General features: G+C 37.6%; 21 protein-coding genes, 3 tRNA genes and 1 pseudogene. 11 read left to right on the top strand and 14 right to left on the bottom strand.

The features are described 5' to 3' along the window. The first annotated feature begins 16 nt into the window (after positions 1–16). Positions 17–787 (top strand): M15 family metallopeptidase, encoded by a 771-nt coding sequence (locus OQH61_RS06160; protein ID WP_266026483.1) that lies wholly within the window; start codon positions 17–19, stop codon positions 785–787. Between the two features lie 8 nt (positions 788–795). Here the strand turns inward: OQH61_RS06160 and OQH61_RS09540 are convergent, their stop codons facing one another. The 5 genes and pseudogenes from OQH61_RS09540 to nrfH form a co-directional block, all read right to left on the bottom strand. Continuing rightward, positions 796–1,146 carry a diacylglycerol kinase gene (locus OQH61_RS09540; RefSeq protein ID WP_266026579.1) on the bottom strand — a complete coding sequence of 117 codons (351 nt, stop codon included), beginning with the start codon at positions 1,144–1,146 and terminating at the stop codon, positions 796–798. A gap of 120 nt (positions 1,147–1,266) precedes the next feature. Beyond that, positions 1,267–1,410, bottom strand: a pseudogene (locus tag OQH61_RS09535) (translation initiation factor IF-2 N-terminal domain-containing protein); the annotation flags it as partial. A gap of 12 nt (positions 1,411–1,422) precedes the next feature. Further along, positions 1,423–2,430 carry a hypothetical protein gene (locus tag OQH61_RS06145; protein ID WP_266026482.1) on the bottom strand — a complete coding sequence of 336 codons (1,008 nt, stop codon included), beginning with the start codon at positions 2,428–2,430 and terminating at the stop codon, positions 1,423–1,425. 102 nt (positions 2,431–2,532) lie between these two features. Then, positions 2,533–4,383: an ammonia-forming cytochrome c nitrite reductase subunit c552 gene (locus OQH61_RS06140; RefSeq protein ID WP_266026481.1), complete on the bottom strand. Its 1,851-nt coding sequence runs from the start codon at positions 4,381–4,383 to the stop codon at positions 2,533–2,535. A gap of 20 nt (positions 4,384–4,403) precedes the next feature. After that, positions 4,404–4,910 (bottom strand): cytochrome c nitrite reductase small subunit, encoded by a 507-nt coding sequence (nrfH, locus tag OQH61_RS06135; RefSeq protein ID WP_266026480.1) that lies wholly within the window; start codon positions 4,908–4,910, stop codon positions 4,404–4,406. 116 nt (positions 4,911–5,026) lie between these two features. Here nrfH and OQH61_RS06130 point away from each other — a divergent pair, with 116 nt between their 5' ends. Continuing rightward, the gene (locus tag OQH61_RS06130) at positions 5,027–5,857 is read left to right on the top strand and encodes a polyphenol oxidase family protein (RefSeq protein ID WP_266026479.1); all 831 of its coding nucleotides are present in this window, start codon (positions 5,027–5,029) and stop codon (positions 5,855–5,857) included. Between the two features lie 46 nt (positions 5,858–5,903). On the opposite strand, the gene OQH61_RS06125 is transcribed toward OQH61_RS06130, so the two are convergent. The 3 genes from OQH61_RS06125 to OQH61_RS06115 all read right to left on the bottom strand — a co-directional run bounded on the left by OQH61_RS06125 (position 5,904) and on the right by OQH61_RS06115 (position 6,281). Beyond that, a tRNA-Arg gene (locus OQH61_RS06125) sits at positions 5,904–5,980 on the bottom strand. An 85-nt stretch (positions 5,981–6,065) separates the two neighbouring features. Next, positions 6,066–6,142, bottom strand: a tRNA-Met gene (locus OQH61_RS06120). A 64-nt stretch (positions 6,143–6,206) separates the two neighbouring features. Further along, a tRNA-Gln gene (locus OQH61_RS06115) sits at positions 6,207–6,281 on the bottom strand. Positions 6,282–6,508: 227 nt separating this feature from the next. Here OQH61_RS06115 and OQH61_RS06110 point away from each other — a divergent pair. The 9 genes from OQH61_RS06110 to glf all read left to right on the top strand — a co-directional run bounded on the left by OQH61_RS06110 (position 6,509) and on the right by glf (position 14,998). Beyond that, positions 6,509–6,946, top strand: coding sequence for a Dps family protein (locus OQH61_RS06110; RefSeq protein ID WP_266026478.1), 438 nt, complete (start codon positions 6,509–6,511; stop codon positions 6,944–6,946). A 161-nt stretch (positions 6,947–7,107) separates the two neighbouring features. Then, the gene (locus OQH61_RS06105; protein WP_266026477.1) at positions 7,108–8,178 is read left to right on the top strand and encodes a bifunctional 3,4-dihydroxy-2-butanone 4-phosphate synthase/GTP cyclohydrolase II; all 1,071 of its coding nucleotides are present in this window, start codon (positions 7,108–7,110) and stop codon (positions 8,176–8,178) included. Between the two features lie 64 nt (positions 8,179–8,242). Further along, a complete protein-coding gene (locus tag OQH61_RS06100; RefSeq protein WP_266026475.1) occupies positions 8,243–8,452 on the top strand; it encodes a hypothetical protein in 210 nt (69 codons plus the stop codon). Between the two features lie 8 nt (positions 8,453–8,460). Continuing rightward, entirely contained in the window at positions 8,461–9,285 is an 825-nt protein-coding gene (locus OQH61_RS06095; RefSeq protein WP_266026578.1) for a DUF4422 domain-containing protein, read from the top strand. Further along, positions 9,254–10,168: a DUF4422 domain-containing protein gene (locus OQH61_RS06090; RefSeq protein WP_266026474.1), complete on the top strand. Its 915-nt coding sequence runs from the start codon at positions 9,254–9,256 to the stop codon at positions 10,166–10,168. Before OQH61_RS06095 ends, OQH61_RS06090 begins: the two co-directional genes overlap by 32 nt. Then, a complete protein-coding gene (locus tag OQH61_RS06085; RefSeq protein WP_266026473.1) occupies positions 10,165–11,622 on the top strand; it encodes an O-antigen ligase family protein in 1,458 nt (485 codons plus the stop codon). Before OQH61_RS06090 ends, OQH61_RS06085 begins: the two co-directional genes overlap by 4 nt. Then, complete coding sequence (locus OQH61_RS06080) at positions 11,622–12,872, top strand: glycosyltransferase family 2 protein (protein WP_266026472.1); 1,251 nt, start codon at positions 11,622–11,624, stop codon at positions 12,870–12,872. The genes OQH61_RS06085 and OQH61_RS06080 overlap by 1 nt, the downstream gene beginning before the upstream one ends. Further along, the gene (locus OQH61_RS06075) at positions 12,862–13,884 is read left to right on the top strand and encodes a glycosyltransferase family 2 protein (protein ID WP_266026471.1); all 1,023 of its coding nucleotides are present in this window, start codon (positions 12,862–12,864) and stop codon (positions 13,882–13,884) included. Before OQH61_RS06080 ends, OQH61_RS06075 begins: the two co-directional genes overlap by 11 nt. A gap of 13 nt (positions 13,885–13,897) precedes the next feature. Further along, complete coding sequence (glf, locus tag OQH61_RS06070; protein ID WP_266026469.1) at positions 13,898–14,998, top strand: UDP-galactopyranose mutase; 1,101 nt, start codon at positions 13,898–13,900, stop codon at positions 14,996–14,998. Between the two features lie 2 nt (positions 14,999–15,000). Here glf and OQH61_RS06065 read toward each other — a convergent pair whose 3' ends face one another. The 6 genes from OQH61_RS06065 to nuoN all read right to left on the bottom strand — a co-directional run bounded on the left by OQH61_RS06065 (position 15,001) and on the right by nuoN (position 22,781). Continuing rightward, complete coding sequence (locus OQH61_RS06065; RefSeq protein ID WP_266026468.1) at positions 15,001–15,966, bottom strand: SLAC1 anion channel family protein; 966 nt, start codon at positions 15,964–15,966, stop codon at positions 15,001–15,003. A 63-nt stretch (positions 15,967–16,029) separates the two neighbouring features. Beyond that, the gene (locus OQH61_RS06060) at positions 16,030–17,499 is read right to left on the bottom strand and encodes an LTA synthase family protein (protein WP_266026467.1); all 1,470 of its coding nucleotides are present in this window, start codon (positions 17,497–17,499) and stop codon (positions 16,030–16,032) included. 261 nt (positions 17,500–17,760) lie between these two features. Further along, positions 17,761–18,027, bottom strand: a complete 267-nt coding sequence (locus OQH61_RS06055) for a hypothetical protein (protein WP_266026465.1) — start codon at positions 18,025–18,027, stop codon at positions 17,761–17,763. Positions 18,028–18,089: 62 nt separating this feature from the next. Then, positions 18,090–18,896 (bottom strand): HesA/MoeB/ThiF family protein, encoded by an 807-nt coding sequence (locus OQH61_RS06050; protein ID WP_266026463.1) that lies wholly within the window; start codon positions 18,894–18,896, stop codon positions 18,090–18,092. Continuing rightward, positions 18,897–21,266, bottom strand: a complete 2,370-nt coding sequence (locus tag OQH61_RS06045) for a tetratricopeptide repeat protein (protein WP_266026462.1) — start codon at positions 21,264–21,266, stop codon at positions 18,897–18,899. Positions 21,267–21,305: 39 nt separating this feature from the next. Further along, on the bottom strand, positions 21,306–22,781 hold the full coding sequence (nuoN, locus tag OQH61_RS06040; RefSeq protein WP_266026461.1) for an NADH-quinone oxidoreductase subunit NuoN: 1,476 nt from the start codon (positions 22,779–22,781) through the stop codon (positions 21,306–21,308). Position 22,782 lies beyond the last annotated feature (1 nt).

Raw genomic sequence — 22,782 nt, 5'->3', positions numbered from 1 at the left:
AACAGGCGGATAAGAAATGAAAAGAGTAATACTATGTTTGTGTATGTTATATATATATTTGAATGCAGGGCAGGTTATTGATACTCTTGCACAAGAATGCGTAAAGCGATATTATCCGCAAGTAGTAAGAATAGCTGATAATCAAGTGGTGCTTGAAAATGGAAGTAGTTTTGTATGGGACGATGGGTTGGAAAAGACTTATGATGAGAAGATTCTAAATCCTGATATGAATGATGCTTTTACCTATCCTTATCCGCTTAAAGGCTATGTGCTCAATCCCAATGAAGATACTTCACGCATACGCCATTTAGGGTTTTATAAAGCAATTTATGGACATTCAAAAGAGGAAGTAAATGCACATCTTGTAAAGTTGCCGTGGTTTAAACAACGTTTTGATAAGAGTTTCATTGTAGTAACTACTGCAAATGGTGTAGATAAGGCTTTTGAGCGTGTAATGCACCGACTTGAGAATCTCCCACAAGCATACTATCAATTTTTGAGCGACCAAGACGCATTTTATTGGCGCAATATCGCAGATTCTCCTAATCTTAGTCCTCATAGCTTTGGTATTGCCCTTGATATTAACACACAATTTTCTAAATATTGGCTATGGGATAAAAAGGAGCGCAATGAATATCAATATGAGAATCAGATTCCCCTAGAGATTGTCCAAGCTTTTGAGGAGGAGGGGTTTATATGGGGAGGGCGATGGTGGCATTATGATACGATGCATTTTGAGTATCGCCCAGAGATTATTTGCTATGCAAAAAATATACAAAAATATTAAAAGCGTAATTAGAATATAAAGCGATTGAGTAGATAGCTTCCCCACACGAAAGCAACAAAAAGACAAGCAATAAGCTGTATTGCACTGCCCATATCTTTTGCTTTTTTGGCAAGTGGGTGAATCTCAAGGCTTGTAAAGTCAATGGCATTTTCAATTGCGGAATTGATGAGTTCAACAATTATAGAAAGCACACAGGGCAAGATGAGCAATACAAGCTCTTGCCAAGTTTGTGCTATAAAAAATGCCACAATGCTTAGCACAATGCCTATGCTTAGCACTTGCCTAAAGCCCTCTTCTTCTTGCCACGCAGCCTTGATTCCATCAAGTGAGAAAAAGAAAGCATTATAAAGACGTTTTATGCCTGTTTTCCCTTTTTTATCGTTGCGTTGGTATGAAGCATCTTGTGAGGATTTCGTGACTGCCTTTTTATCTTTGCCTTTGTTTGTAGGCACATAAGAATTTACACCTGTATTGATATATTCAAAAAGTGCAGCAGCCTCCTCTTGTGTCAGAGAGCTTGAAGGTGTTTTTACACTTAATCCCATTTCCTTAGCTTTCTCATAAGCAAATTTTGCCTCTTTGCCAAATTCTTTGGCAAAATCTGATAATCTTATTTTTTTCACTATAAAGTTCCACTATTTTGAAAGGATTGTAAGAGTATAATCACCAAAGAGATGTGAAAGATTAGAATCTTGTGCAAAATCTTCAAGTGATTTAAATTCTAGCTCTTTATTTTGTTGATGGCTTAAGTGAATGCCTAGCTCGTGAGTTTGCCCTATAAGGTATGATTCTAAAGCATTGCCAAAAGTAACCATTTCCTCGTGATAAATATCGCCCAATACAAGGCTTGTGCCGATGAGTGCAAGTGTATTGATATTTTTTGCATATTGGGCAAAACCTTCTTGACTATAAGGCATTTTTTGTAGTTTGCTTTGCAATTCGTAGAGTTTATACATATCTTTACTAAACTCTCCATTATTGTGAGCTTTGAGCATAAAAGTATCAAATGCGTATTTGACATCATTATAGGCATCATTTGTATCGTTATCGGCAGCTAACATTGTTTTAAGATAAAAATTTTCCAAAATATTTGCCATATTTTGAGTGTTAAATGTGCTATGTTGGTAGATTTCCTTGCTATTAAGCTCATAGGTAGCATTAGCTGCTTTCATATTGCATTGTATGTTTTCAGATAATTTATCTTCATTTCGCTTTAGGGCAACATCACATTCAAGTTTTTTAGGCATAGATGATGACATAAGATTTGCTAATTCTAACTCTTCTTCCTGTGCTTGCTCTATTGGATTCCATTTAATATCTTTAATCTTAAAAGAAGCCTGAAGAGAGCTATTGTCTATTGAATGAATATCAAATCCCGCATTATGGAGTGTAAAGATTCCCTCTTTATCTTTTTCACCCAAAATCATTTCTTTGCTATAACAGCTAACTCTAATCAGTCCTTCACATACAAAAGGTTTCCAGCTTTTAAGCAAAGCATCATTTGCCATAATCCTTTCAAAGTTTTCATTGAGTGTTTGTTCTAAATGTGCTTTAATTTCTTTGCTTTTGAGTGAGAGAGCGATACCTAAACCTATGGCAACGAGCGCACCGACACCCAATATGATGGCAATTAACTTTTTCATCGCGATTCCTTTGAGGCAAGATAGAGTGATTATAACATAAATGTTTCAACACAAGAGGAAGAATCCTAGCCTCCATTTTAAATGGAGGCTAGGGAAGAAAGATTATTTTATGCTTTTGGCACTTGCAGAGATTTTATCAACTTCACTAAAATTATAAGGCTTTGTATTTTTGTCAAGCTCTAAAAGCTCTTGGGGTGCTTCACCATTGATTTCGTGATGTTTATAATAACGTTCTCCTGCAGTATGTCCATTAAGATCAATTTTATATACAATCTCTCCGGGATTAAACTTCTGAATCTCATCAAATCCAAGATGAGAAGATTTAAAGCCTTTAATGCCATTTGCATTTGCAATCTCAACGCATTTTGTTTGCCCCATTCGTGCCATTTCTACAGCTTGAAGGAGCATACGGCTTGCTTCACGCGGATTATGGAATCCTGTAGAGTTTTCTGCTCCAACAAAATCTCCTCTCATTTGTCCGCGGCGATGAAGTTCAAGTGGCTCTGCAAGAGCTTTTGAGATTTTAGCTTCATCAGGTTTGCCCTCACTTTGATATGTAGGGAGTTTGCCAAGCTCTTCTCGTAACTTTTTAATATCAAAAATCAGGCTCACGGTTGCATATTCTGCACTTCTTAAATCAAACGCCACTGATTTTTGAATATCGGCAATTTGCTTTTTAAGATATTCCTCTGATTGAGTATGGCAAGTTTTACACGCAGAGTTAATATCAAAGAGTGGAGAAGTAACATTGTGTTGAGTTACTTTCTTGCCACCTGCACCTTTTATATAGGGCATATGACAATCCGCACAACTTACACCATTGGCTGCATGGACACCGCCACTAAACATTTCATATTCTGGGTGTTGAATCTTAAGCATAGGTGCTTTAGTTTCCTTATGTGTCCAATCTTCTTTGAAAATCGGGCGCACTGCGTCATAATGTTCATCAAACATTTCAATTCTAAATACTTCATCTTTTTTCCACGCACTCCAAGGGAATGTGAGGTTGATACCATCAACTTCAATTTCCGTTGCCTTATTACCATCTCTCCAATGCTCAAACTCATCATAAGTTTTTTGTGTGCCATTCCACCATTTTTTGCTTGAATCAGACGCAATAGATTCTCCCATTACCTTCACTTTTTCTCCGGTAGGTTTGAAATAATATTCTACGTGGCATTGAGCGCAAACAAGAGTTCTCATTTCTTTTCTATCTGCTTTAATGCCTTGTGTTGCATCTTTTTGATAACCTCTATCAACAAGCGCATTAATAAGAGCAGGGCGAACTACTCTTAGACTCATATCATCAGGGTTATGACAATCTGCACAAGTTACACCCATTCTTTTGCCGCCGTGTGGTCCGCTGTGCTCTTCAGAACCTTCTTCAATACCATTGCGAGTGGGGACATTCTTAATCATTGTCCAATATTTTGTGCTATTAAATGCGGTAAAATCACCATTTGCTGCATTTTTGATAAGCCACGGAGTCCAACCACTATGGCAATTCATACAAGCTGCAGGTTGCCCACCAAATTTGGCAAAGCCGTGCGCATTAAGAAAGTCTTTATTGTTGCGCGCAGTGTCCATTTGATCTACCTGTATCCAAAAATGCCCTCTTTCTTCATTTGCATCAAGGCTAAATGGATACCCAGCCCATAGTATTGTTAATTGTGGATAACGAATCAACTTTGAATATGCGAGATTTCCACCAAAATTTGTATATTTTGGTGTTTCGTGTTCTACCTTGAGATACATATCAAGGTATTCAGGGAAATTTTTGCCCCAAAAGTCAAAAGTAGGATTCTCATCTGTAAGCTCTACAAGCTGTTTTGAAATCACACCTGTATTTTCTGCTTGTTTTGATGAAATGTCTTGGTTAAGCCATAAAAGTCCAACAATAATAATAACAGCTCCAACGATAAGTATGGGTAGCATTCCTTTATTTTTTTGCATCTGTTCCTCCTTAAAATAAGTTAAAAGCCTCGTTTATGTCCTGCACTCTCGTGGCAAGAGACACAATTTAGTGCATTGTTATGTCCGGGTGTAGTCGTAGGATTGACTGCATTTTGGACATATTCTATATGACAACGCACACAATTATTTTGCACCATTTGCTTACTTGTTTGATTTGCGCTCAAGTTGGTAGGTAATGTATCAAGCTTGAATGTAAAAGCATAAGCGTGCCCTACACCGCTTTGAGCTTTGGCAATCCATTTAGAAACAAAGTTGTGGGGCAAGTGGCAGTCATTACAAGTAGCTCGAGGGTGTCCTGCAATTTTCTGCGAATGAGGAGCGCTAAGATAATCACTATAAACTTCATTCATAATATGACAATTATTGCACGCTTCAGAATCATTGCTAAGATAAGAAGCTCCTTTGGCGTGCCAAAATGTATAACACGCAATAATGACGATAGCTATGAGAAGAATAGCGAAAATACTTGACATAAGAGGGGTCTGTTTCTGTCTGCCTTGTTTCATAAACCCTCCTTATTTGTGTTGTATTGAGTGAGAATCTTTAAGAAATTACTCGCTAGAATTCTATTATTATCATCAATAAAATGATTTGATTCTTATCAAAATATACAGGAGAATTTATGTTTTTATATACAAGCTTACAAAGTCATATTTTTAAGGATAAAAGTGTGTATTTTGCCTTGAGCAATCGTTTAGGCGGAGTAAGTGAAGGCATATTTGATGCACTTAATTTAAGCTATTATGTAGGCGATGAAAGACTGAATGTGGAGCGTAATCATCATATTCTTCTAAGTGAATTTTGGAAGAGAGGAACTTTTACTTTAAAGGATAAACAAAAAACTATGCCAACCCTTTATTATTGCAATCAAATACATAGCACACAAAGTATAATTTTAGATGAAAAAATTTTATCTTCTTTAGATGATTTTTATGAGGTAAGAAACGAAACAATAACTCCTCATAGTATTTGTCTTGGTGAAGCTGATGCAATTATTACACATATGCCTTATAGAGCTTGCCTTGTATTGGCGGCAGATTGCAATCCAATTTTGCTTTATGATGATACAAAAAAAGTAATGGCAGTAATACACGCGGGGCGTAGGGGTGTATTTGATGGGATTATGCCACAAACTCTTGCAAAAATGACCACTCTTTATGGCACAAAAGCAGCAGATTGTCTGGTTTATGTGGGAGCGTCCATTCGTATGTGCTGTTACGAAGTGGGTCAAGAGGTGCAAAGGGAAGCATTTGAACTCGGCTTTGATAAAAATGTAATAAAAAATAACAGACTTGATTTAATTGCGTGTATAAAAGCACAATGCGAGAATCTAGGCATTAAGCAAGAACATATTGAGATAAACCCTCATTGTAGCTGTTGTAATGACAATCTCTACTCCTATCGCAGAGAGGGCATCACCGGACGCTTTGGGCTTTTGGCAATGCTTTTATAATTTTTTGGATATTTAAAAATTGTGAAGTAGCTACTTTGATTTTATATGGTACGCCCAAGAGGATTCGAACCTCTGACCTACGGCTTAGAAGGCCGTTGCTCTATCCAGCTGAGCTATGAGCGCATTTTTTGGGATTAAAACAAAAATAAACGCGCATTTTAACATAATATTTATGTAATTTTCAAGCAGGGGCAAAATTTATGAAGTTTGGTTGCGGGAGAGGGATTTGAACCCCCGACCTTTGGGTTATGAGCCCAACGAGCTACCGGACTGCTCTATCCCGCGTTGTAAGCTATGAGTTTCAAGTGCTTCAAAAAATACAAAGAATCTTGCAAATTATTGAAGAAAGTGGCTGGGGTAAAAGGATTCGAACCTCTGAATGCCTGGACCAAAACCAGGTGCCTTACCGCTTGGCGATACCCCAATAACAAATAGAGGCGTAATTATAATGAGTTTATATATGTTTGTCAAGTAGAGATACTATGAAAAAACCAAGCAAAATGCGCATAATGGGGAAATTTGTGCAATACTTTGAAAAGATATTTACTTAGAAGTTACTTCAATATCCTAGAATATGAGTATTCCCTCACTTACCCAACATTAGGGAGCTTAATAAGGAGTGAGGGAAAATTTTAAGACTAAGGATTAAAAATGAGTAAAGTTGTAGATATTTTGAAACAAATTCAAGCTGATGCGGCAGTGTTTTATGTCAAAGTGCATAATCTCCATTGGAATGTCAAAGGTATGGATTTCTACCCCACACATAAAGCTACTGAAGAGATTTATGAAAATTACGCCGATGTGTTTGATGATGTTGCAGAGCGCGTATTGCAAATCGGTAGCAAGCCCTATGTAACACTTGCAGATATGTTAAAAGCTGCCAAAATCAAAGAGGAGAGCAAAACAAGCTTTAGCTCAAAAGAAGTTTTAAAAACAATTCTTTCTGATTATGAATATTTCCTTAAAGCGTTTGAAAATCTTTCAAGCGAGGCTGAAAAAGCCGGTGATAATGTAACGCAAGGATATGCTGATGATAAAGTAGGTGAGTTGCAAAAAGCTATTTGGATGCTTAAAGCCACACTTGCCTAAGTGTCTTTTCTCTACGCTTGCACAAATATCGCAAACAATGAGAATCTAAAAGTAGATTCTCATTATCTCCTCCTCAACTGAAATGTTTAAAATAAGAGATTCTAAAAGAAATTTATTTTGTTTTTATATAATTTGCACCAAAAGCAATGCAAAGGTTAAAAATGTATCAGCAACGCATTAAGGAAGCCATAGAGGCAATTAAGCAAGGCGAAATGATTATTATTATGGACGATGAGGATAGGGAGAATGAGGGCGATTTGGTAATGGCGGGAATCTTCTCCACCCCTCAAAAAATTAATTTTATGGCACAAGAGGCGCGGGGACTTATTTGCGTATCTATTACGCAAGAGATTGCCAAAAAGCTTGATTTGCCCCCAATGGTGCAAAAAAACGATAGCAATCACGAAACAGCCTTTACCATTTCCATTGACGCAAAAGACGCAAAAACAGGCATTTCAGCCTTTGAACGTGATATGACTATTAAACTTATGTGCGAGAGTAATGCTAAGCCGAGCGATTTTGTGCGTCCCGGGCATATTTTTCCACTCATCGCCAAAGAGGGCGGGGTGCTTGTGCGCACAGGACATACAGAGGCAAGTGTGGATATTTGCCGCCTTGCAGGAGTTGCGCCCATTAGCGTGATTTGTGAGATTATGAAAAAAGACGGCACAATGGCGGGGCGCGGGGATAAATTCTTGCTTGAGTTTGCCTCTTTACATAATCTTAAGATTCTTTATGTGTCAGATATTATTCAATATCGCCTTAATTTTGAGAATCTCCTGCGTGAGGTTATGCGTGAAAGTGTAGCGTTTATGGGTGTGGAATGCGAAAAAATTACCTTTATAGACCATTTGGAACGCGAACATATTGTCTTTAGATTTTGCCAAATCCCGCATTCTACCTCTCAAGGTGCAAAGCCGCTTATTAGATTCCATAATGTGCGCAGTGATTTAGAGCTATTGCAAAACGCACAAGAATGGAATGCACTTCTTAAGAGCATAGAGCGATTGAAGGAAAAGGGCGGTTATTTGGTGTTTTTGAATACTCAAATTGGATATGGTAGCACGTCCAAAACTTGTGGCGATATGAAAGATTTTGGCATTGGTGCGCAGATTCTTAAAAGATTGGGCATTGAGGATTTTGTGCTTTTAAGCTCTTGTGGTGGGAATAAAGGCGAATATAATGCCCTAAGCGGCTTTAATTTACACTTGGTAGAAAAGATTGAGGTATAAAATAATATTAAGACAAATTTGTTTATAATCCTACCTTTTATAAATCCATATTGTAGAGAAAGTTATGTCATTATCCCCAAGAGTGAAGATTCTAATTTGCTATCACAAACCAAGCCCAATCATTGCAAATGAAGTGTTGCAGCCAATTTTAGTAGGGGCGAAAAATGCGCCAAAGCACACACAAGAATCTTTAGAATCTGCTTGTGCCAAGCAAGGTGTAGAACTTCTTAGGGACGATTCTATCATCGGGGGGGGGGGGGCACTCATAGCTTAAAAAAAGAAATCTCCACACTCAATCCCTACTTTTGCGAACTCACCGCAATGTATTGGGCGTGGAAAAACTTAGAGGCAGATTATTATGGGTTGTTTCATTATCGGCGGGTGTTTGATTTCACGCCAAATACATTTTTTTGGCGTCTTAAGTCAGCCTTTGTCCCCAAAAGTCGCGTTATTGCTAAATACCACCTTGATTCTGCCTTTATCACTTCATATTTGCAAACACATCATATTGATATAATCATTCCCAAGCCTTTGTCTTTGCGCCCAGATAGAAATGCGTATGAAGCTTTCGCAAAAGGTGGGCATAATATAAAAGACTTAGATAAGGCAATCGCCTACATCAAAGAAACTTATCCCTATATGAGCGATTCTATCACAGCGACACTTTTTACAAATGGCGCAAAAATGTGCTATTGGAATATGGCAATTTGGCGTAAAGAGATATTTTTCGCATATTGCGAATGGCTCTTTGATGTGTTTTTTGCAGTGCAAAAGCAGATTGATTATATATCGTATGATGCTTACCAATCGCGTATTTTTGGCTTTTTAGGTGAGCGGCTCTTTAATGTATGGCTTCATTATTATACGCACACGCATAATCTCAATGTGTATGAATGCAAGGGAACACTTCTTTATAACAAACAAAGCAAATTCTTTGGCAAAGTAAGTGCGCCGGATTGTGAGCGGTATTATTTTTTATTTCTTCGCATATATAAAAAACCTATTATGCCCCCCCCCCCCCGCACATTTCACAGCCAGAAAACTTTGAGCAAAAGTCTGATAAGAGGAGTGCAGTATGAATATAAAGATTCTCGTATGTTATCATAAGATAAGCCCTATTATTGGCAATGATGTCTTGCAGCCCATTTTGCTTGGTGCTGCAAATGCGAGTGAATATACCATAGGCGGTTTGCAAACCTTGTGCGATAAGGCAGGAGTGCCACTTTTATATGATAATAATGGAGAGCATATCAGTGAGCTCAATCCCTACTTCTGCGAACTCACTGCGATGTATTGGGCGTGGAAAAACTTAGAGGCAGATTATTATGGGCTTTTTCATTATCGGCGGGTGTTTGACTTTAAAGGGAAAATGCAGTTACAAAACCCTTATGATGTCAATAAAGTCAGACTTTCTCCTCATCAGATTCAGCGCAATTTTGGGCTTTCTCCACAATACATAGAATCTGCTTGCAAAAAGGCAGATATTCTTGTTTCAAAACGCATTATCGTTTCTTATGGTTGGGAGACTTCACGATTTTTTAATCAGTATGAAATTTATGCAAGAGACCATCACCAAAAGGATTTGGATATTGTGCTTGAGATTATTAGAAATAAATATCCACATTATGAAGAGGCATTACAAAAGGTATTTTTTACAAAGGGAAAATGTTTAAGTTGGTGGAATCTTTTTGTGATGAAAAAGGAATTGTATTTTGAATATTGTGAGTTTTTATTCTCTGTGCTTTTTGAGGCACAAAAACGCATTGATATTCAATACTATACGCCCTATCAGCAAAGAATCTATGGGTTTTTAGCCGAGCGATTACTCAATGTTTTTCTTGTATATAAAGATTTAACTTCTCCTGCGCGTATTGAAAAGTATCCTGCGTGGTTTTTAAAAGACGCTCACCCTTGGCTTGGTTGGGTAGTTGAGGGCAATGTCAGACGATTTTATGTATGCAAATTACGCGTGATAAAGCAATATTTATGAACACTCTCAAACTCACATATAGCAGATTCTTTGAGCGATACAGCACTTTTGCTTTATGGCTATGCGTGGGCTTAGCGGTGCTTACTCTTGCGCTTTTGCCCCTCTCATATAGTTATTTAAGCATTAAGATTCCTATCAATCTCCTCTACGCCGCACTTGTGATTTTTCTACTCTTTTTTTGGCGAGATGTCAAATCTATCAAAGCCCTTAGGCTGCCTCTTAGCTTTATGGCTATTGTTGTGATAATGGCGTATATTTCGCTTTTTTTCGCAGTAAATGTGTCAGAGACAAAGCACCTTATACGACAATTTCTCCTAGAGCCTAGCCTTTTTATGATAATGAGCTTTTTGCTTACAATGCGGCTTAAAGAGGCGCAACTTCAAATAGTATGGTTCTTGCTTTGTTGTGCGTTTTTTTATCACCCTTTGGCTACGATGTATGATTTTTATGCCAATGGTGGAGGAAGTCTAGGCTATCGCGCTATGTTGCCTCATTATCACATTCCTCCTACTGCTTATGTGTTTTATCTACTTTTTGCCTTTAGCTTTGCCTATGTGAGCTTTTTAAAAACAAGGGGACTTATAAAATGTATTTTTGGCATATTTACCCTTTTAGGAATCTACGCTTTTATATGTAATGGCGGGAGATTCGGGGCTTTGGCACTTATCACTATGATGTGTGCGCCTTTTGTATTTTTTACCTATAAGCGCAAAAAAATAGCTCTTTTGGGATTGTTTCTTACGCTTTGTTTAGGTGGCTTTGCCCTGTATCATTTTAGCTCTTCGTGGCAGGATAGGTTTAATTTTCATAAGATAGCCAATAATTTTATGCAGGTATGGCACACGCCTCCCTCTGAAATGGGGCAGTTTGCGGGTGAGAGCTGTCAAACTTGGGTGAAATGCTCCCCTCATTCGCTCAATAAGCACTCTGATATAACAATGGAATACTCAAGCCTTGAGCGAATCTCTTTGCTTAAATCCACACTCCTTGCCATAGCAGATAATCCTTTGCGCCCAAATGGCTATTTTTTCTGGCAATTTCCCTATAATATTCAGCAGATTTTTCCATTAGATTCTCTCAATCACCCTTTCTCGCTTAGAGACTATGGGGATACTTTTATCTCAAACAATGCACATAACCACAACTATCCCTCCTCAATCTTTTTTGAGCTAGGACTTGTGGGCTTTGTGGGATTTAGCTTATTTGTGGGGTATTTTTTCTACGCATTTTATAAGGCAAACATTGATTTTAGCTCTAGTGCTTTTATGGATACTATGGGAGTGAATGTGCGCCATATATTCATAGGCAGCATAGGCTTAGCCCTTTTGGGATTAATCGTGGCAAATTTCTTTGATTGTTTCCCTGTGCGTGAGGGACAGATTTTTTTGTTTGTGCTGCTTGGCGTGTTTTTGGGCGCGAAATGGCACACAAAAAATAATCAAAAGGCGCGATAATGAGCCAAAAGATAAGCCAAATGCACGATTGCAAGTCTCAAAATAATCCTTTGGTATCAGTGATTATCCCCATTTATAATGTGCAATCTTACCTCGCGGAATGCTTAGATTCTGTGATACACCAAACTTTGCGTGAAATAGAGATTATTTGTATCAATGATGGCAGCACCGATAGAAGTGGCGAGATTTTGGAGAGGTATGCTAAGGAAGATTCGCGTATAGTGGCGATTCATAAGGCTAATGCAGGTGTAGCAAGTGCTAGAAATGAAGCTTTGTATCTTGCAAAAGGCGCATTTGTGTGCTTTATTGACGCTGATGATTTTTACCCCTCAAATCAAACACTTGCAACTCTCTATAATGCAGCGCAACAACATCAAGCATTGATATGTGGAGGTTGCTTTAGCGATTATCTCAATGGAACAATAAACACAGATTTTCCAAGCATTTTGTATGGCTATACTTTTGCGCATAATGGCTTTGTGGAGTATAAAGATTATCAATTTGATTTTGGTTGGACGCGCTTTTTATATAATAGAATCTTTTTGTTGAATGAACATATTTTGCACCCTCATTATACGCGCTATGAAGACCCTGTGTTTTTTGTCAAGGCAATGATAGCTGCACAAAGATTCTATGCGCTTTCGGAGGTTACTTACTGCTATCGCATAGGACATCAAAAGTCCTTTCTTGCTTGGAGTAAAACGCATTGGAGAGACCAAAACAAAGGTTTGCTTGATGTGCTTATTCTGGCTCAAACACATCGGCTAGATAAACTTTATAACCTCACGCTTGAGCGCGCGCATATTATTGCTACACATCTTACAGAGAGTATATGTGAGGGAAAAGGCAGTATAGAATCTTTGTATATGCTTCATATGATTTTATCGGCTAAAGATAATGAAATTTTTGCGTTGCAAAGCAAAGCTATACCTCAAGCTCTCACTTTAGAATTTGAGCGCATACACCAAAGATTAAGCTATTTGAATCACCTTTTAACCTCGCCTTTGCAACTTTTTATGTTGATTCTTAAATGTTATAAACAAAATTTCAAATGCTATTTTCGTGTGCGCCTTTTCAAAAAATATAGTGTGATTAGAATCTTTGGTATCACGCTCTATGAGAGGTTTGTAGATACCAAAATCACTCGCGGGGGGGGGGGGTATAATGTAGTCCCTTATTTGCTCTATTCCCTCTATATTTTTCTCAATGGTGGCTCATTTGGGAGGATAGGGGGCGTAAATGCAAGATAACCCCTTAGTATCAGTGATTATCCCAATTTATAATGTGGAGGCGTATGTGGCGCAGTGTTTAGATTCTATCATCAATCAAAGTTATACACACTTAGAAATTATTTGTGTGAATGATGGTAGCACAGATTCTAGTGGAGTAATCGTGCAAGAGTATGCGCAAAGAGATTGTAGAATCTGCTACCTTGAGCAGGAAAATAAGGGGCAATCTGCAGCACGAAATACAGGATTAGACATCGCAAAAGGCGAGTGGATTTGCTTTATTGATTCTGATGATTATGTGGATTTAACTTGGATAGAGGAGTTAGTGAAACATAGCGCGCAGGAAAGTGTAGTGATAAATTTTAATGTGCTTTTTGAATTTGATGATAAAGCACAAAGGTTTAATACCCATAAAACGCTCAAAGGCTCTGTTCTTTTATCGCCTAAAAATATTACATTGTTTGATTTTTTTGTGGCTAATTGTTTGCTCCCAAAATCGCTTATTGATTTATACCAAGTGCGATTTATTGAGGGCAAAATTTGTGAGGACGCGGGATTTTTGTATCAAATTCTGCCATTTGCTAAGACTATTGAGTGTATAGATTTAAGCGCATATCATTACAGACAGAGAATAGATTCTACCACAGGCAAACTTGCTCTATGTAATGAAGTAACTTTTGATAGAATCTTTATGTTTATATTTCTCACACATTGGTATGTTGCGCATTCATTGGTTTATAAATGTGGGCTGCCTTTTCACCTTTTATATGAAATTTATACCTTTCATCATAATGCCCAAGATTTTTACAAAAAAGCTAAAGAAGTCATAGGGGAATTATCTATTAAAAAAGAAGTATGGCAAAGAGATAAGTTAATGACTTTATTTATGAGGACAAAGTGTGCCTTGAGATTTATCCGCATAAGAGATGTTATGCAAAATACGCAAGAGCGAAACTTTAGAATCCGACTTTTTAAAGAATATAGTGTGATAAGGCTTTTTGGCAGAACACTATATGAGCATTTTAAAGTTTAAAAGGAGTAAAGCAATGAAAGCAAAAAATTGTATCGTAGGAGCGGGATTAGCGGGGCTGACACTTGCGGAGCGTCTAGCAAATGTGAGAGGAGAATCTGTGCTGCTTATAGATAGGCGCAATCATATCGGTGGAAATGTCTATGATTACGATGATGAGGGCATTTTGGTGCATCAATATGGCACGCATATTTTTCATAGTAATGAGCAAAAAGTGTGGCAGTATGTCAATATTTTTAGCCGATTTTATCCTTATATGCACGAAGTCAAAGCCCTTGTTGATGGGAGCTTTGTGCCTGTGCCTTTTAATCTCAATTCGCTTTTCACACTTTTTCCCGCCGCAATGGCACAAGAAATAGAATCTATGCTTTTGCAAAGCTTTGAGTATGGGAGTAAAGTGTCTATTTTGGAGCTACAAAAGCACCCAAAACTAGCATTTTTAAGCCAATTTATTTATGAAAAAATCTTTTTGCATTATACTTTGAAACAATGGCAATGCACGCCACAAGAGCTAGATTCTAGCGTGTTTGAGCGCGTGCCTGTAAGCATTAGCCGCGATAATAGGTATTTTCAAGATAGATTTCAGGGAATCCCAATGCAGGGCTATACCAAAATGTGTGAAAAAATGATTGCAAATCCGCTTATTACGCTCAAGCTTGAATGCGATTATAAGGATATAGCAGATTGTATTGAGTGCGAGAGGATTTTTTATAGTGGGGCGATTGATGAGTTTTTTGATTATGAATTAGGCGAGTTGCCTTATAGGAGTTTGCATTTTGATTTTATGCGCTTTGAGAGAGAGTATTTTCAAAGTGGGGCAGTTATCAATTATCCAAATAATTACGATTTCACGCGCATTGGGGAGTATAAGTATTTTTTGGATTCTAAAACGCCTCATAGTATTGTAAGCTTTGAATACCCTAAGGCGTGGCATAGAGGAGAGGAGCGATATTATCCTGTGCCAAATGAGCAAAGCGCGGCAATATATCAAGCGTATGCAAGGAAAGCAAATGAGCTTAAAAATGTGCATTTTATCGGCAGACTAGGGGAGTATCGCTACTATGATATGGATAAAGTCATCGCTCGTGCATTGAGCGTGTTTGAGAATCTAGCTTAAGCTTATTCTTCTTTGCAAATCTCTCCACGCATTATCGCACCAATGGTTTTAAGCCCTACAAATGCAATGGTAATGCTTGTAAGCACAAGGCAGGCAAGGCTAAGGAACTTGAAAGGGGTATATTGGGTTTTTTCGTATGCAGTGAGAAGTGCCATAGTGAGCGCGGCAAAAGGAAAGGTAAATGCCCACCACGAGATAAAAAATGTGATTTTGTAAAAATTTTTAGCAAGCACAAAGAGTAGCAGCGCAAAAGCGAGTGCGATATTTAAGAGAAACTTCGCAAATATATCAAACTCACCACCATTGATATTAAGATAGCCCAACATCGCCACAGGAGGAGGTGCGATAAAAATCGCAAGTGTGGGCAAAAATTTTTGAGCAAGCATTCCGTGAAAGATAATGCGATTAAATAAAATCGCGGTGAGGATAATCCAAAAAAACATTCCTAAAGAAAAGAAAAACATTAATAGATATTCATTAACAAAGCCAATGCCCGAAGCAGATACAAGCAGATTACCAGCCACAGGGATAAACCAAGCGGGATTAGAATGCGCTATTTGAATGTCTTTATTCAACCAATAAGCGATAACATAGAATGCGACAAAGGTTTGCAATCCCATACCAACGCTAAAAAGAGACAAAGAAAAATGAGGCATTTCGCGGAAAATGTTTGAAAGCAGCAGCATAGACATTGAGATTGTCGCAAAAAAATTGATTTTAATCGGGTGATTAAACTCTTGTAAAACCATTTTGGGGTATTTGATGAGTTTTAAGCAATACAAACAAAAGATGATAAGCGCAAGGATGGCAATGATAAAAGTGAGGGTTTGGTAGAAAAAGGGTGGGATAAGGAGTACCTCCGCTGCTTTTTTATACGCAAGTGTAAGCCCTCCAAAGCCCATTGTAATGGCAAATAGCATTATGGGGAGATGTTGTAATTTTGAGCTTTTAGATTCTCTGCTTTCCATCTGTGTCCTTTGAATACTCTATGCTTTGTTATATAAGTATAATTTTACCATAATTTTAAGAATCTAATCTTGTTTATGTTGGTGCATATTGATGAGTCTAAAACGAAGCTGTTGTTCGTTGAGCTCATCATAGAGTTTTGGAAAATGCAAATGATATTCATCAAGTGCGAAATGCTCCCCATTGCTTAATAAACTCTGTGGATTCTCATACGCATAGCCTCTATCAGAATGAAGTGGATAGATACCCTTTTCATCAAGCCAAAGTGCTTGATTGTAGGCAAATTCATATTTGTCATTTTCTTTTGTGCCAAGCATATTTCTCCCGCCAAGATTGAGATATTCTACTTCGCTTAAAGACAGGGCATAAAGTGTGGGGAAAATATCCTTATGTGAGCCCACTCTAAAAGCATCATACACGATATTGTGCTGATAACTACTAGGCACATAGAGATAGAGCGGCACACTATAAGCCAAAGCACTTTCTTTGATAGAATCTATTGTAAAATCCCTCATTCTATGGTCTCCTGTGGCAGCAATGATGGTTTTATCTTTTACCCAGCTATTCTTAAATGCACTTAAAAACTTGCCAAATTCATTGTTGGCATATATATAAGTATTCAGGGCTTTGTATGGCTTCCTTGTGATGTGTTTCAAAAGATTGGGAGGAATGGACTCTGTGGAGATACTTTCATAAACATTGGGATAGGGTGAATGATTTGCAGCAGTGAGGGCGAGGATTAAAAGAGGTTGTTGCGCATTTTCTAAAAGCTCCAAAGCCTTTTTATACATAAATTCATCGCCTATGCCATATGCGAAGCGACTTTTTTCAACTCCTTTGTATTCCTTGCTCAAAATGATTTCATCAATAATCTCATCAACGCCCTGAATCTCCATAAATTCTCCCACATCAAACCAAGTTCTATTGCCAGAGGTTAAGAAAATCACCTTATAGCCCTGTGCTTTATAAAGCTCTATGGGCGTATGTGCAAGATAATGTTTTTTATATTGCGACTTTAAAAGGACTTTGGGCGAGTAGGTAAAAAGCATAGATAGGCTTGGTCCTGTATTGTTCCCAAAGGAGAGAAATCTCCTAAAGATAAAATCTTCTTCAAAATGCTTTTCAAGCTCACCTAAGAGATTTATATCATTAGAATGCTCTAGCATTTGCAAACCAAAGCTTTCCATTAGATTGAGCATAATATGAGGTTTGTTTGCAAGGGCAAACTCATTTTTGGGACTTTTGGCAAAAAGAGGGAAGAGTTGATTTTGCAAAAGCTGCATTTTGTGTTCATCTGCTGCTATGAATGTGTCTAGCATATCTCTTTTGTAATTTTTGTGAGCCCAGATAAAAGACATTATGGGATTAAGCGCGAGAGCATTAAATATCTCTATGTGTGAGAATCTATAAGTGGCGTCATTCATCGCTACATATTTAAAAGGTCCCCTTAAAGCCAAAACATAAAGCACCATAAAGAGAAGAAATAAGCATATAAGAGTAAGAGGCTTAAGCGCAAAGGCGGTAGATTCAAACAAAGAATCTTCGTATTAAACCACCCGCAAAATCCGCTAAAAATAAGCGCAATGAAAGTTAAAAAAATGACAGGATAGTCTCTCAAAATAATGCCCAAAATCGCACTTGTTTCATCATCTTTTAAACCAAAGATAAAAATATCAATATTGGTTTTATACATTTGGTAATAATAAAAATTAATAAAACAAAAAAAGATAAACACAAAGCCCAAAAGAGCAAAGTAGGCACTTGAGCAATACAGATAGATGTTCTTTATAAGTTTTTTATAGCCCCCCCCCCTGTTTAAAAGCTAAAGAAAAAAGTGGAGATAACAGACATAAGAAAGCACAAAGCAAAAGTGGAAGCAGTGCGGCAGAAATAACCCTTATGTCGCTGTATGCCCCAAAACTTAGCATTTTAAAACCCTCACCTAAATGGGAGAGGGCAAGATTATTTGAGAGAAAGGCAAAACCCATAATGATTCTAGCTAGAGAAAAAAGCAGAGCAAAAATCAACGCAAAACTTAGAATCTGTATCATTACAAATCTCATATTATTCCTTGTATAGAAGCAAAATAGGCTATGATTTTATCAAAAATAATAGATGTGTTGGCTTAAGGTTTGATTTTACACGCGGGATTTGTATATTCTTGCAGTTGTGTTATGCCATTTTCTCCACATACACGACATTTTGGGTTTTTTTTGAGTTTGATTTTGCGAAAGTTCATTGTGAGTGAATCAAAACTTAGGAGCTGATTATAAAGAGGTTGTCCTATGCCTGTGATGATTTTGAGCACTTCAGCGGCTTGGATTGTGCCAAGCATTCCTGCGATTGCCCCAAATACCCCTGCGCTTGCACAATTTGGCACACTCCCCTCCGGTGGTGGGCTATCAAATATACAAGCATAGCACGCACTCTCCTTTGGTTTAATGCTCATACTTTGCCCACTAAAGCGTAAAATACCCCCGTGCGAATAAGGCTTGTTGAGCAGCACACACGCATCGTTGATAAGGAATTTTGTCGCAAAATTATCAGTGCCATCAACAATCACATCATAGCGTGATAGAATCTCAAGGGCATTATGGGATTCAAGCATAGTAAAATGTGGCGTGAGTGTGATTTCTGGGTTGAGTGCAGAGAGTTTAGCAAAAGCAGATTCTAACTTGGGCGTGCCTACTTCTGCGGTGGTATGAAGAATCTGTCTTTGCAAATTGCTTAAATCTACGCTATCTCCATCAATGATACCTATCTCACCCACTCCAGCAGCTGCAAGATAGAATGCCACAGGCGAACCAAGCCCTCCTGCACCTACAATGAGCACTTTAGATTCTAAAATTTTCTCTTGCCCTTTGAATCCACATTCTTTCAGGCTAAAATGTCGTGCATATCTCCTTAGTTGCTCTTGGCTAAAATCATACATTTAAGGATTGCCTTTGAGAATATCAAGTGCTTGAACACACAGATTTTTCCAAGCACCCTCATAAGCGATAGCAGTGCATTGCTCAAATGTGCTTTGTGCGTCTTTTTGCAAGGTTTTAAGCAGTGAGCCTTTAAGATATAAAGCTTTTTGTTTATTGTCATTATTTATATCTTTTTTGAGCAGATTATCAAGCACGGCAATAGCTTCATCTGCTCGCTGTGTGCGTATATAGCTTTGTGCTAGGGCAAAATCCACATAAGGAGAATCAGCAGTATTTTGAGTGAGGGTCTGCAGGCGCAAAATATCTTTGGCATAAATTTCAATGCCTAGTTCATCTTTTTCGTTTTCGGCATTTTTGAGCAGATTTAGATTGACAGCAAACATTTGTGGATTGTCTTTTTGATATTCTTTTAAAAACGCATAAGTCTCAAGCGCACCCTCTTTGTTATTAAGAGTTGTAAGTGCATCAAAAAGTATAAATGCCACATCATAATATTTTGTATTTTTGAGATTCTTTGCAAGTTCTAGTGCATCTCTTCCTGCACGCGCTGTGCTTTTAGAATCGCCAAGTTTAGCGAAGTTGAGCGTATCACGATAGAGCCATTCAAGTTTGAGGGGCAGTTCATTGCTCTCCTGTGCCATATTTTCAGATATTTGAGCCGCTTCTTTATTGAGTGCGAGAGAATAAAGACAATCAAAGAGTGGCATCTTTTCCTGCGGCTCTAAAGAGGCTTGTGGATACTTGAGATAATAACCTGTGGCTTGTTTGCAATCATTGTCTTTGAGGCTTTTGTGAAGCAATGCGGTATAAGTTTGTGCAATGAGTGTATTATCTTTAAGTATATCTTTGAGCGCTAGGACTTCTTGATATTTTCCCTCATCAAAGAGTGTTTGAGCTTTTAATGCAAGTGCTTTTTCTTGCTCGGGTGTATTTGCATAGTTTTCAATAATATAGTCGTATTTTTCAATTTTAGATTCCGCATTTTCATCTTCTGCAAGGGCGAAGAGAAGCTTATCGTCTCTTTCTTTAATTTCTTCTGTTTTGGGGCGATGTTCAAACTCTTGGAGAAAAATTTTATTGATTCTATGGGCATCTTGGGTTGCATTGGCAGCTTGATACCAAAGACTTACATTATCAAGCAAATCTTCTTTAGATATATCATCATTTAAAAGATTCTCATAGAGGTATTCGCCAAGCTCGGCAGCAATGAGATAAAGTTGCTCTTCGGCGAGGAATCTTAAAAATTCATAGTTTTTGATAGGGTATCTGACAATATAGCTTGGATTGACTTTTACCATTGTCTCAAGGAGTTTTTGGGCTTGTTCTTTATCGTGATTATGCAAGCGAAACTTACTCCATTCAATGGCTATTGCACTTGCGCTATCAAGGTCTTTTGCCTCTTGATAGGCTTGGGCAAAAAGCTTGGAGGCAACATTTGCATCAGCCCCTGTATTAAAATTTTTAGCAAGCGCCATTTTAGCAAGAGGCATATAACGCGAATCCGGATACTCGCTAATAGTTCTATCAAAATAATATTTTGCCTCTTCGGGGATACGCATATCTGCGTAGGCATTACCAAGATAATAAAGCACTTCGGGGACATTGGCATCTGTGGGATATTTTTTAATCCATTTTGTCCCCATATCCGCAATCATATCGCTATTTTCAGCAGAATCAAATGATTCTAAAGCCCTTAGTCTAAAGAGTAGTAAATCTTTTGCAAAAATAGTTTTTGGATACCCAATAAGCGTTTCATCAATAAGTTTCACAGCTTCAATATAATTTTGATTATTCATCAATGTTTTAATTTGGCTATAAGTTACAAAATCTTCACCCTCATCATAATGTAAAGGTCCTCTATTAATATCAATATCATTAAAAAATAACTCTTTATTTTTGATAATTTTAATAGGAAAATTTAGCCCACGTGGCTTATCTTGGTCAGTGTAATCATTCAGAAAAGGTATTTCATTTTTATAGCCAATAATTTGCCACGATAAACTTTTACTTGGCTGCTCTTTTGTAATAAGATTATTTTTTTTTAAATCACTTGGTGTCGCAAAAAGCTTGATTTTATGCTTTGGCTCAACATAGAGATAGAATCTGCCATCAATAATCCGACTCCAAAAACGAAAAAAAAGTGTTTCTGTGGGGGAGAAGCTTGCAACAGGTGTGCGCTCTAATGTGCAAACGATATAAGTAACTTCATCTTGCGTGTTTTTATTTTCAGAGCAACTAAGAGGCTCTTTGTGGATAATATTAAGCACAGAGAAATGCTCTTTTGCTTCTTTTCCATAATTAATGGTAACATCAAGCCCAAGTGCATAAAAGGGCAAAAAAAATGCCAAAGCCACCATAAACCTTCGCACACACACTCCTAAAGTGGCTTAAAGCGAGGGGCTAAACCACTATTTCAAAATATATTTTTCAGTAATCTCAAGCAAATTTTGGACCATAAATAAACAAGCTACACTCATAAGGGCGGTAATGCCTAGAGCAAATTTGCTTGAGAGTTCAAAAGAGTGAGAATCTTTTATCTCATTTGGCTCTTTGGCAAAGATATACACAACAAGTTTAAGATAATAAAATCCTGCAATAATGCTATTTATTGCCATAATAAGTGCGAGAATAGTGTAATTTGCACTAATAGCACTTTCCATAAGATACATTTTTCCCCAAAAAACGCAAAAAGGAGGAATACCAGCAAGGGCAAACATAAACAAAGTAAGCAAAATAGCAAGTGTAGGATTAGTTTTTATCATACCGCTAAATCTCTCAAAAGGGTGGCTTATTTGTGTTTGATAATTTTTTTTGCAGTCTATGCTTAACCACAAAATCCCAAATGCCCCAATATTAGCAAAGAGAAATAAAAACCAATAAAAAAATATGACACTATGAGATTGTGGAGTGTTAATCAAAATAGCTGCAAGCACAAAGCCAGAATGAGAGATTGAACTATACGCCAGCATACGTTTGACATCTTTTTGGGTGAGGGCTGTGAGGTTGGGTATAGTCATTGTAAGGACTACAAGCGCATAAAGAGTGTATTCAACAAAGGCACTATGAGAATCTATGAATACACTAAAGATTCGTATTATGACTGCAAAAGTTACAATTTTTGGCACAATGGCAATAAATCCTGCCAAAAGTGCGTTTGAGCCTTCATATACATCTGGTCCCCACGAATGGAAAGGCACAAGAGTAACCTTAAAGCCCAATGCACACAGCAAAAAGATAAAACCTGCAAATACAAGGATTGAGGGTTGATAGGATTGTTGTTGAAGAAAGGTTGCAATGCTTATTATATCCACACTTCCTGTGGCAGCATAAAGAAGCATCGCTCCAAAGGCATAAAATGTAGTAGCTAATGCGCCCATTATGAAATACTTGATTGAAGCTTCAAAGGCATTTTTTTGGTTATGGAGTGCGATAAGTGCATATAGACACAAAGAAGCAGTTTCTAGCCCGAGGAGGATAAGAATGAGGTTTTGACTTGATACCATAAAGGCAAATCCTGCAATACTAAATAAAAGAAGTGCGTAAAATTCAGCTCCTTGCGTTTCGGGTAAGTTATTTTGATTCATAAAAAAGAGCAAGAGGATAAAGGTAGCAAGAAGCATAATAATCTGTGTTAAAAGCGAAATGCCATCAACAAGCAAGAGGTTAAAGAAGCCAAACTGATGTATGGGGTTACCCTCAAGGAATAAGAAGCCGAGATTTAAGATTACAAAGAGCATACTGATAGCAACATACAAGTCGCGTGATTTTATTTTGTTAAACGCGCCAACACCAAGCAAAATGATTCCACCAAAGAGCGAAATACACATAGGTATAAGGAGCTGCAAGTTAAGTTGATTTAATGAAAAACTCATAGATTCTGGCATA

It is taken from the genome of Helicobacter sp. MIT 21-1697, assembly GCF_026241255.1.
In the GTDB taxonomy this organism is placed as follows: domain Bacteria; phylum Campylobacterota; class Campylobacteria; order Campylobacterales; family Helicobacteraceae; genus Helicobacter_C.
Note: the sequence above shows the minus strand (reverse complement) of the source record. Positions and strands in the feature narration are given on the sequence as shown.